This window comes from Streptomyces huiliensis (genome assembly GCF_020037025.1).
In the GTDB taxonomy this organism is placed as follows: domain Bacteria; phylum Actinomycetota; class Actinomycetes; order Streptomycetales; family Streptomycetaceae; genus Streptomyces; species Streptomyces huiliensis.
The window spans coordinates 43,653-53,823 of sequence record NZ_JAIQLH010000091.1; the positions used below are offsets into that span (position 1 = coordinate 43,653).

12 protein-coding genes and 1 pseudogene are annotated in these 10,171 nt (G+C 73.8%); 4 read left to right on the forward strand and 9 right to left on the reverse strand.

Translation table 11 applies throughout. The annotated features are described in order from the left end of the window. Nucleotides 1-20 precede the first annotated feature (20 nt). The gene (locus JNW98_RS18130) at nucleotides 21-1,949 is read left to right on the forward strand and encodes an Ig-like domain-containing protein (protein WP_223769291.1); all 1,929 of its coding nucleotides are present in this window, start codon (nucleotides 21-23) and stop codon (nucleotides 1,947-1,949) included. Nucleotides 1,950-2,004: 55 nt separating this feature from the next. Here the strand turns inward: JNW98_RS18130 and JNW98_RS18135 are convergent, their stop codons facing one another. Together JNW98_RS18135 and JNW98_RS18140 are read right to left on the reverse strand one after the other, a co-directional pair. Continuing rightward, nucleotides 2,005-2,478: a hypothetical protein gene (locus JNW98_RS18135; RefSeq protein WP_223769292.1), complete on the reverse strand. Its 474-nt coding sequence runs from the start codon at nucleotides 2,476-2,478 to the stop codon at nucleotides 2,005-2,007. After that, nucleotides 2,475-2,915, reverse strand: coding sequence for a hypothetical protein (locus tag JNW98_RS18140; protein ID WP_223769293.1), 441 nt, complete (start codon nucleotides 2,913-2,915; stop codon nucleotides 2,475-2,477). Before JNW98_RS18140 ends, JNW98_RS18135 begins: the two co-directional genes overlap by 4 nt. Nucleotides 2,916-3,024: 109 nt before the next feature. On the opposite strand from JNW98_RS18140, the gene JNW98_RS18145 reads away from it, so the two are divergent. Continuing rightward, the gene (locus tag JNW98_RS18145) at nucleotides 3,025-3,960 is read left to right on the forward strand and encodes an alpha/beta hydrolase (RefSeq protein ID WP_223769294.1); all 936 of its coding nucleotides are present in this window, start codon (nucleotides 3,025-3,027) and stop codon (nucleotides 3,958-3,960) included. A gap of 33 nt (nucleotides 3,961-3,993) precedes the next feature. Here JNW98_RS18145 and JNW98_RS18150 read toward each other — a convergent pair whose 3' ends face one another. The 3 genes from JNW98_RS18150 to JNW98_RS36630 all read right to left on the reverse strand — a co-directional run bounded on the left by JNW98_RS18150 (nucleotide 3,994) and on the right by JNW98_RS36630 (nucleotide 6,383). Continuing rightward, the gene (locus JNW98_RS18150) at nucleotides 3,994-5,052 is read right to left on the reverse strand and encodes a tartrate dehydrogenase (RefSeq protein WP_223769295.1); all 1,059 of its coding nucleotides are present in this window, start codon (nucleotides 5,050-5,052) and stop codon (nucleotides 3,994-3,996) included. Between the two features lie 162 nt (nucleotides 5,053-5,214). After that, nucleotides 5,215-6,111: a LysR family transcriptional regulator gene (locus JNW98_RS18155; protein ID WP_223769296.1), complete on the reverse strand. Its 897-nt coding sequence runs from the start codon at nucleotides 6,109-6,111 to the stop codon at nucleotides 5,215-5,217. Nucleotides 6,112-6,179: 68 nt separating this feature from the next. After that, entirely contained in the window at nucleotides 6,180-6,383 is a 204-nt protein-coding gene (locus JNW98_RS36630; protein ID WP_308015625.1) for a methyltransferase, read from the reverse strand. 256 nt (nucleotides 6,384-6,639) lie between these two features. Between JNW98_RS36630 and JNW98_RS18165 the strand changes: the two genes are divergently transcribed. Further along, complete coding sequence (locus tag JNW98_RS18165) at nucleotides 6,640-6,825, forward strand: hypothetical protein (RefSeq protein ID WP_223769297.1); 186 nt, start codon at nucleotides 6,640-6,642, stop codon at nucleotides 6,823-6,825. 104 nt (nucleotides 6,826-6,929) lie between these two features. On the opposite strand, the gene JNW98_RS18170 is transcribed toward JNW98_RS18165, so the two are convergent. Together JNW98_RS18170 and JNW98_RS18175 are read right to left on the reverse strand one after the other, a co-directional pair. Further along, a complete protein-coding gene (locus JNW98_RS18170; RefSeq protein ID WP_223769298.1) occupies nucleotides 6,930-7,928 on the reverse strand; it encodes a PLL family lectin in 999 nt (332 codons plus the stop codon). A gap of 101 nt (nucleotides 7,929-8,029) precedes the next feature. After that, a complete protein-coding gene (locus JNW98_RS18175; RefSeq protein ID WP_223769299.1) occupies nucleotides 8,030-8,230 on the reverse strand; it encodes a hypothetical protein in 201 nt (66 codons plus the stop codon). A gap of 50 nt (nucleotides 8,231-8,280) precedes the next feature. On the opposite strand from JNW98_RS18175, the pseudogene JNW98_RS36900 reads away from it, so the two are divergent. After that, a pseudogene (locus JNW98_RS36900) lies at nucleotides 8,281-8,631 on the forward strand (hypothetical protein); the annotation flags it as partial. A gap of 157 nt (nucleotides 8,632-8,788) precedes the next feature. On the opposite strand, the gene JNW98_RS18185 reads toward JNW98_RS36900, so the two are convergent. After that, complete coding sequence (locus tag JNW98_RS18185; RefSeq protein WP_223769300.1) at nucleotides 8,789-9,208, reverse strand: arsenate reductase ArsC; 420 nt, start codon at nucleotides 9,206-9,208, stop codon at nucleotides 8,789-8,791. Continuing rightward, nucleotides 9,201-10,171, reverse strand: a 971-nt coding sequence (gene arsB, locus JNW98_RS18190) for an ACR3 family arsenite efflux transporter (RefSeq protein WP_223769301.1), incomplete at its 5' end; no start/stop codon positions are given. The genes arsB and JNW98_RS18185, both read right to left, overlap by 8 nt.

A 10,171-nucleotide genomic window follows, 5' to 3' on the forward strand; every position in this document is an offset into this window, starting at 1 on the left:
CAACGAAAGGACGGTACGTCATGGCTCAGGAAACACCCATCGCCCCTTACAACCGCCTGCAACGCTTCAGCGCCACGGGCCAGGTCCAGGAGTTCCGGGTACCTGAGGGGGTGACCTCGCTCGATGCCCGCGTCTGGGGCAGCGGAGGCGGCGGCGACAACGGTGGAGGGGGCGGCTTCTCCTCGGGGACCGTTGCGGTCACGTCGGGCGAGGTCCTCAAAGTGGTGGTGGGAAGCGACTCGTTCGGTGGTGTGGTCAAGCTCGGCGGAGGCATGAGCGGTCTCTACCGCCCAGGCGTCGGCCCCCTGCTCATCGCCGGTGGCGGTGGTGCAGCGTTCGTGGACGGCACCCTCGGCGGTGCGGGTGGCGGTGACCGCGGAGGCGACGGGACGGCCACATCCAGTGGGTCGTACACCGGAACCCCGGCGCGAGGCGCGGCAGGACCCAAAGGCGGGGCCGGGATGACCTGCAACGCCGGAGCCGACGCGGGCAACGGAGGCGACCTGGGCCAGAACGGCGGCGGAAACGGCGGGCAGATCCCGCTGCCCGGCATGGGCGGTGGCGGCGGCAACGGTATGGCAGCCAACCACTGCGGCGGTGGAGCCGGCTATGCCGGTGGTGGCGGTGGTGGCGGCTGGGGCGGTGGCGGGGGCTCGTACCTCTCCGGTGGCGGCGGCGGTTCCGGCTACGCCTCCGGCCCGGGTGTGTCGAACGGACAGACCGTCGCGGGGGCGGGGAGGAACTCCGCGGGCAAGTCCGATCCCTTCTACCAAGCCGGAATCGGCGACAACAGGCAGCCCGGCCAAGTGGTGTTGCAGTGGCAGCTGGTGGTGGCCCGGCTGACGGCGGAGGCGGGTGCCGGCCAGACGGCGGACCAGGCGGAGCAGTTCGGTCAGCCGCTGACCGCGAAGGCGTGGTCAGCGGACGGGACGACTCCCGTCCCGGGCGAAGTGGTCACCTTCACGGTCACCCAGGGCGATGCGTCCTTCGCCGACGGCACGCAGTCCGCGTCCGCGACGACGGACAACAACGGGCAGGCCACGACCCCGGCACTGACAGCGGGGACGACTCCGGGCCCGGTGACGGTGACCGCGAAGTCGGGCAGTGCCGAGGTGGTGTTCCCGCTGGAGGTGACGCCGGCGTTCTCGGTGTCGCCGGGCGGCCCACCGGACGTGCACCTGATCCGGGGCGGAGCAGTCGGGTATCCCGGGGTGCACGTCACGTCCGGCCTGGCGTGCCCCCCGGTGTCCGTGACGGTGGCCCTGCCCGCGGGCGGGGACCTGCGGTTCGGTACGGAGACGCTCCCCGACCACCAGCTGACCGTCCAGACGGGCGACGGGCAGACGACGCCGTACACGGGAACGCTCTCGCCGGACGGTACGACCCTCACCTTTACGGACGTGGACCTGGCACTGCCCGGGACAACGGTGATGTGGGTCGCCGCGAGCGCCGGCCACGACGCCCCCCTGGGCACCACCAGCCTGGACTTCACCGTGGGAGGTAAGAACTCCCCCTGCACGACGACCGTCGTCATGCCGGCCTTCACCATGGCGCCGGGCGGCACCCCCAAGGCAGCCCAGCGGGGAGGACCGCCCGTCTACCCCGGGGTGGAGGTGCGCAACGGCGGAGCACGGGACATCCCGCCGCAAACCGTCACCGTGACTCTGCCGGACGGCGCTGGCCTGCGCTTCGGTACGCCGGACAACCCCGACCACCAGCTGACCGTCTGGGACGGCGACCACCCCGCCGTCGCGTACCCGGGTACCCTCTCCGCCGATGGGCAGTCCCTGACCTTCTCCGATGTCGACCTGGCCATCCCGACGGACGGCTCGGTCGCTGACCTGTGGGTCTGCGTGAGTGCCGGCGACGACTCCCCGCCGGGCCCCACCAGCGTGGAGTTCTCCGTCGGCGACCAGGTCTCCCGGTCCACGTCCATCGACGTCGTCTGACGAACGCGAGCGACCTCGCGTCCCCTGCTGAGGCAGGGGACGCGAGCCCTGCGACCTACCACAACGGACGACGGCACCCACGTGCTCTCACCTGCTCGTGCTGGGGGGTGGGCCGGAGGGAGATGACGGTCGCTCCGGCGGCTGCGAGTTCCTGGCGGAGCTGGGTGTTGTCGTGGTGCAGGGCGGCAATCGCGGTAGCCGCGGCGGTCAGTCGCTGCTTGAGGAGCGTGCACTCGCGGGTCTTGTCCGCGACCTTCCTGTGGAGCTTGGCGATCTCTTCGTCGCGTCGGGTCTCGCCGGATGTTGTGGTCCCATGCGCGGCGACGTGGCTGTCCCATTCGGCGAGGACGGCTGTGGCCCGGTTCATGGTGGCTCGGCTGACCTGGGCTTCCCGCCACAGGTTCTCCTTGGTGAGGCGCCCGTCAGTACGCTGCGGTTTGCCGTCGAAGAGCCGGTGCATCGCGGCCCGCAGGGCGGCGGCGGTCTTGGCGGTGACGCCGTCCTCGGTGATGGCGCGGCTGGTTGTCACGGTGTCTCCTTGCGGATCTTGTCCAGGACGGCTTCGGTCCGCTCCAGCTCGCGAATGATCAGCTCCTTGCGGCAGGGGGACAGGGCAGGGGCGTCGAGGAGCTTGAGCTGGGTGCGCCGGTGGGAGTCGTAGATGGCGACGTGCTCGGTTCCGATCACACTGTTGTGGCAGCGGTCGGGGCGGCAGCGCCAGTCCAGCGGTCCGGTGTGGTCTTCGGGAACGAGGGTTCCGTCGAGGCAGACAGCGCCGGCCGGGTTCGCCTCGTCGAACAGGCAGTGGTTCAGGGTGCCGAAGCGGATGGTGATCCGTGCCTTGCGCAGGAGGCTCTCTTCGACGCGGGCGTTCCCGCCCCGTGCGGTGGCTGTCGCCTGGATCTCGTTGAAGGTATCTCGGAGGCGGCCGGCCCCTGGTCCGAAGCCGATGGGCTGTCCCGCCACGTGGGCTCCGTAGAGGTCCTTGATGCGGCCGAACTTCGCCGCGTCGAGAGCTGACTGGAGGTGCTGGGCCCAGGCGGTGTCACTGGCTGCGTAACCGAGTGTGGAACGGTTGGCCAGCGCCCGGGTACGGCACCTGTCCGCCGACGACACCGCCCAGGACATCGAGGCCGTCCGCACGGCCGTCGGACAGCGCGACGGCCTCGTCGCCTACGCCGCCGCCTACCTCGACCGCTACCGACAGCGGCCGCCGCGGGCACTCGCCCTGGACGGCGTGCTCGACCACTCGGTGGACCTGCCCGCGTTCGCCGCCCGCAACGCCGCCGGCGTGGAGAACGCCTTCACCCGGTTCACCCGCTGGTGCACCGAGAGCAGCGCGTGCGCCCTGCACGGCCGGGACGCCGGCGCCGTCTTCGACCGGCTCGCCGCGGCCGCCACGCTGCCCGCCCCCGGCACCCGTACACGGGTCACGGGCGACGACGTACGGCGGATGACGGCACGTCACATGAGCGGCGGACGCCACGAGGACCTCGGCTGGCCCCGCCTCGCCCGCTCGCTGCGCGCCGCCGCCGACGGCGACGCGTCGGCCTTCGCGCCCCCGCCCCGCGACGCGGCGGACACGGGAACGGAAGGGCTGACGCGGGCCGTGCTGTGCTCGGACTTCCCCGTGCCGCCCGGGTATCGCGCCCTGGCCGCGCACACGGACCGGGTTCGCCGGACGGCACCCCGCTTCGGCGCCTCGGTGTTCTGGGCGGTCGTCGGGGACTGCGTCGGCAGCCCGCTGCCGGTCACCAATCCGCCCCGCCTGCCGCGGGTGTCCGCGCGCTCCCGGATCCTGGTCGCCAACAACCTCCACGACCCGGCCACCCCGCTGCCCGGCGGCCTCGCCGTCCTGCGGCGGCTGCCCGTCACGACCCCCGTCCTGCTGGCCGACGCCGACGGCCACGGCGCCGCGTACACCTCGCGGTGCGCGAGCGAGGCGATCCTGCGCTACCTGCGCCGCCCGGACGAGCAGCCGGCGTACGCGACCTGCCCCGCGGCGGACTGACGGGCGGGGGCGGCTGCCGCGGCTGCCGGCGGCTCAGAGGAACCGCAGGAGCCGGTCGGTGAACTCGGCGGTCGTGGCCGTGCCGCCCAGGTCGGGCGTCCGGACGTCCGTCCGGGCCAGGACCGCGGCAATCGCGCCGGTGACGTCCCGAGCCGCCTCCGGCCGGCCGAGGTGGTCGAGCATCATGGCCGCCGACCAGATCGCCCCCAGCGGGTTGGCGACGCCCCGCCCGGCGATGTCGGGAGCCGACCCGTGCACCGGCTCGAACATCGAGGGGAACTCCCGCTCCGGGTTGAGGTTGGCTGCCGGGGCGATGCCGATGGAACCGGCCACGGCGGCGGCGAGGTCGCTGAGGATGTCGCCGAAGAGGTTGGAGGCGACCACCACGTCAAACCGCTCGGGGTGGAGGACGAACTTCGCCGCGAGCGCGTCGACGTGCTCCCGGTCCCAGCCGACCGTCGGGAACGCGGCGGACCGCTCCGCGACGAGCTCGTCCCAGAACGGCATGGTGTGCACGATGCCGTTCGACTTCGTCGCGGAGGTCAGCCGGCCCCCGCGCCGGGCGGCCAGCCCGAAGGCGTAGTCGACCACCCGCGTGACCCCGGCCCGCGTGAACACGGCGGTCTGCAGGGCGAGTTCCTCGGGGGAGCCGCTGTGCAGCCGCCCGCCGGCCCGGCTGTACTCGCCCTCCACGTTCTCGCGGACCACGACGAGGTCGACCGCGCCCGGCCGGGCGCCCCGCACCGGGCTCTCGACGCCCTCGAAGACGCGGACGGGCCGGAGGTTGACGTACTGCCGGAAGCCGCGCCGGATCGGGATCAGCAGCCCCCACAGCGAGACGTGGTCGGGCACCTTCGGGTGCCCCACCGCGCCCAGCAGGATGGCGTCCTGGTCGCGCAGCCGGTCGAGGCCGTCCTCGGGCATCATGGCGCCCTCGCGGAGGTACCGCTCGCACGACCAGTCGTCGTACGACGTGTAGGACAGGCCGAAGCCGTGCCGACGGCCGACCGCGTCCAGGACCTGCCGGGCGGCGGGGAGTACCTCGGTGCCGATGCCGTCGCCGGGGATGAGGGCGATGCGGTGATCCGTCATGCGGGCGATTCCAGCAGGGCGCGCCGGGAGGCGTCCAAGACGGGGACCGGATCTGCCGGATAGGCGCGGCCTATCGATCGCGGGCTACGGCTACGGCTACGGCTACGGCTACGGCTACGGCTACGGCTACGGCTACGGCTACGGCTACGGTTACGGTTACGGTTACGGCTCCGGATCCGGGGGCGGGGGCGGGACGGCCGTCGCCATGAACGCGGCCGCCGCGGGGGAGAGGGGACCCCGGCGGGCGACCAGGGCGACGCGCAGGGCGGCCGCCGGCTCGATGTCCAGCACGCGGGCCCCCGTCCGCAGCGCGAACTCCCGCCATGCCTCCGTCACCACGGCGAGCCCGACCCCGGCCAGGACCATGGGCAGCAGGGCGGCCCGGTGCTCGGTCTCGGCGGCCGCGGTGAAGTCGACGCCGCGCTCGCGCAGCGAGTCGGTGTAGGCCCGCATTCCAGTGCCCGGCTGCCCCAGGACCAGACGCCGGCCCGCCAGCTCCTCGCACCTGACGGACCGCCGCCCTTCGAAGGGCCCGTCCGGCGGGACGACCAGCACGAACCGCTGCTCGCCCAGCTCGTACGCCGCCACCTCGTCGCCGGACAGGGGATCGGCGGACGCCAGCAGGCCCAGTTCCGCGGCCCCCGTCCGTACCGCCTCGACGACGCCGCGGGCGGTGGGGACCGCCCTCACCGCCACCGTCACGCCGGGATGCCGTCGGGTGAACGCACGGATCAGCGAGGTAAGTGGTTCCACGGCCTGGGACGGCATGGCCGCCACGTCCAGGCGTCCGGTGCGGAGTTCGCGCACGGAGGCCACGCTCGCGCGGGCGACCTCCAGGCTCCGCACCGCCGCCCGCGCCGGCCCGACCAGCGCGCGGCCCGCCTCCGTCAGCACGACCCGCCGCCCGATCCGGTGGAACAGCTCCGTCCCCAGCTCCCGCTCCAGCGCCCGCACCGCCTGCGACAACGACGGCTGCGCCACGTACAGGGCCGCGGCGGCCCGGTGGAACCCGCCGCGGTCGACGACCGCCAGGAAGTACTCCAGCCGCCGGACGTCCACGCCCCCTCCTCCCCGCGGCCCGAGCCCCCTCGGAACACCCCGCGCGCGGGCAGCCTCTCACAAGGCCGTCACGCCCCGGCCGGCACACCCTCCACGATCGACAGCACGGACGGCGTGGGCACCACCCGGGACAGCCGCAGACCGGCCGCCTCGAAGAGGACGCGGCCGCCGGGCCGCAGGGCGGCACGGCAGTCGCGCAGGATGGCGACGCACCGCCCGTCGTCCCAGTCGTGCAGGGTCCGCTTGAGGAAGCGGAGGTCTCCGGCGGGCACGGAGGCGAAGAAGCCGCCGTCCGCGAGCAGCCGGCGCCCCGCCGTCTCCGGAACGGCCGGCAGCGGCCCGCCCCTCCCTTCCCCCGCCCATGTCGACGACGGTCGCCCCCGGCGGGTACGCGTACGCGTCGGCGATGGGCACACCCTCCGTGTCACGCGTGAAGTGGCCGAAGATACGGCATGCCGACGATGTGGCCGAATACCGAGCCGCCGTCCTCCGGGCCGGCGCATCGTCGGATCGGAGAGCATCGGCACCGTGGACCGTACGGACACCGGCGCGTCCGTCCAGCGACCTCGGTACGTCGATGTGGCGGACGAACGGTGGGACGAGAACGCCGACTTCATCTCCCACGCACGCCAGGACGTCCCCCGGCTCGTCGAGGAGGTCCGCCGCCTCCGGCGCCTGCTCGCGGCCGGAGACCGTGCGGCCGACGGTGCGTGAGCGCGGGGGTGAACGGCCAAGGGAACGCGTACTCCACGGCGCCGGCGGACAGGTGCCGCCGAGGCCCTCGCCCCGGCGGCACACAGTGCGGATGTGACGGTGCGTCAGGGCCTCAGTAGGCCGTCGAACTGCTCCCAGCCCGACCACGGGCCGCCGAGAGCCGTCTGCCAGCGGTGGTACGGGGCGCCGCCGCGGTTGACGCCGAAGAGTTCGACGCGGCCGTCGGCGTTGGTCTCGGCGGCGACCTGGGTGAGCAGGCCGTCCATCTGCTGCCAGCCCGACCACGGGCCGCCGATCGCGGTCTGCGCCCGGTGGAAGATCTGGTCGGCGCCGTTGGTGCCGAAGATCTCCAGCCGGCCGTTGGCGTTGCGGGCGGCGGCGATGGAGGTGAGAGTGCCGTCCAACTGCTCCCAGGGGGACCACAGTCCGCCCAGCACCGTCTGCCACTTGTGGAAGACCGCGCCGTTGCTGTTGACGCCGAACAGCTCGATGCGGCCGTCGGCGTTGGTCTCGGCGGCGACCTGCGTCACCAGGCCGTCCAGTTGCTCCCAGGCCGACCAGGGGCCGCCGATGGCGGTCTGCCAGCGGTGGTAGACGTTGCCGGCGGCGTTGCTGCCGAAGATCTCCAGCCGGCCGTCCGCGTTGCGGGCGGCGGCGATCGACGTGAGGTTGCCGTCGAACTGCTCCCAGTTCGACCACGGCGTGCCGGTGGCCGGGGTCTGCCAGCGGTGGTAGATGTTGCCGGCGCCGTTCACGCCGAACAGCTCCATGCGGCCGTCGGCGTTGGTCTCGGCGGCCACCGCGCGCAGTCCGCCGTCGAACTGGTACCACGGCGTCCACGCGGTCCCGGGGCGGCCCTGGTAGCGGTGGAAGACGGCGTCCCCGCTGTTGGTGCCGAAGAGCTCGAGGCGCCCGTCGTAGTTGCGGGCGGCGGCGATGGAGGAGCCGAAGACGGTGGCGCGGACCTGCCGGTCCGCGGCCGCGGGGTCCGGCGCGGCGCCCACGGCGGCCAGGGCCGCGACGGCTGCCACCATGGCGCCGAGCAGCCGCCCGAGGCGCCCGCGCCGTCTTCGCGGCCGTTCCGGCCTTCTCAGTGGTCTCATTGCTCGACTGTCCCTTCCTGTCGGGAAACGGAGCCGATCAACAGCGCTGCGAAATAACGGAGTTGGGGACATGGTCGTTCCGGTGTGAAACGCTGCGCACGCTACAGCCGGCCCCGCGCCCCCGCCCAGCACCCCGCCCCCTGCCGGAGCGCTTTCCGGCCGGATACGGCGACGACGGGGCCGCCGCGGCGCATGCCGCCGGTGGCCGGCCGGCAGTGCGGCACGGGCCGCTCGCCGTTCGCGTACCGTCTGCCGGTGGCGAGCCCGTCCACCCGCGGTGGACCGCCGAAGGAGCGGGTCATGAGCGAACCGCCGACCCCCGCCGGGGCGCCGGACGCGTTGCACCGGCGGCGCGTCGGTGGCCGCGACGGCCGACGTGCGCGGGGCGGTCGGCTTCTCCTCCTTCGGCGTGCCGGCGTACTACGCGATCGCCGGCACCCCTGCCTGGCCCCTCACCCCGGAGGAGGGCCCCTCACCCCGGAGGGGGGCCGCTCACCCCGGAGGGGGGCCGCTCACCCCGGAGGGGGGCCGCTCACCCCGGAGGAGGGCCGCTCACCCCGGAGGGGGGCCGCCCGGCTCGGATCGTCCCGGCCCTGGGACTGGCCGGCTGCCGGGCGTCGGCCTTCGCCCTCCCGCCGGCCCCGGTGCTCTGGGGGTCGCGGTGCTCGCTTCCGGCGCCACCGCGTACGGCATCCGCCGCGCGGTGACCGTACGCCGGTCACAGCCCCGGCGCGGCGCCGGGCGGGCGGGGGCGGAGCGGCGCCGTCAGGACACGGTTCGGGGCCCGGCCGGAAGGGCCCGCCGGCACCGCCGCGCCCGCCGAGCGGTCACGGCCGGGGGCTCCCCGGCCGGAAGCCCCGTCACCCCCGCGCCTCGACACCGAGTTCCGAGAGCAGCGCGCGGACGCGGCGTTCGATCTCGTCACGGATCGGGCGGACGGCGTCGACGCCTTGGCCGGCGGGGTCGGCGAGCTTCCAGTCGAGGTACCGCTTGCCGGGGAAGACGGGGCAGGCGTCGCCGCAGCCCATGGTGACGACGACGTCGGACGCCCGGACGGCGTCGGTGGTCAGCAGCTTCGGGGTCCGGGCGGAGATGTCGACGCCGACCTCGCGCATCGCCTCGACGACGGCCGGATTGACCGTCTCGGCGGGAGCCGAGCCTGCGGAGCGGACCTCGACGCGGCCCGCGCCGAGGTGGGTGAGGAAGGCGGCGCCCATCTGGGAGCGGCCGGCATTGTGGACGCACACGAAGAGGACCGAGGGCTTGGGGGACTCAGACACGGGCGGAACCTTCCGGGGCGGCGGCCGGGCGGCCGGCGGGGGACGGCGGGAAGAAGCGGCGGGCGGCCAGGGCGACGTACACCAGGCCGATCAGCACGGGCACCTCGATCAGCGGGCCGACGACCCCGGCGAGGGCCTGGCCGGAGGACGCGCCGAAAGTGGCGACGGCCACCGCGATGGCCAGCTCGAAGTTGTTGCCCGCGGCGGTGAACGCCAGGGTGGTCGCGCGCGGGTGGTCCAGGCCGGCCACGAGGCCCAGTGCCATGGACCCGGTCCACATGACAGCGAAGTAGACGAGCAGGGGCAGCGCGATGCGGGCCACGTCGAGCGGCCGGGAGGTGATGGCGTCGCCTTGGAGGGCGAAGAGCACGACGATGGTGAACAGCAGTCCGTAGAGGGCGAACGGGCTGATGCGGGGGATCAGCCGCGTCTCGTACCAGGTGCGGCCCCTGGCCTTCTCCCCGAGGCGGCGGGTGAGGTAGCCGGCGGCGAGGGGGATGCCCAGGAAGATCAGCACGCTGCGGGCGATCTCCCACACCGAGGCGTCGAGCGCTGTGGTCTCCAGGCCGAGCCGGCCGGGCAGGACGGACAGGTAGAACCAGCCCAGGCCCGCGAAGGCGATCACCTGGAAGACGCTGTTGAGGGCGACGAGGACGGCGGCGGCCTCGCGGTCGCCGCAGGCGAGGTCGTTCCAGATGATCACCATCGCGATGCAGCGGGCCAGCCCGACGATGATCAGGCCGGTGCGGTATTCGGGCAGGTCCGGCAGGAACAGCCAGGCCAGGGTGAACATCACGGCGGGGCCGAGCACCCAGTTCAGCAGCAGCGACGGTACGAGGAGGCGGCGGTCGCGAGCGACCGTGTCGAGGCGGTCGTAGCGGACCTTGGCCAGCACCGGGTACATCATCACCAGCAGCCCGAGGGCGATCGGCAGCGAGACGCCGGTGACGGTCACCCTCGCCA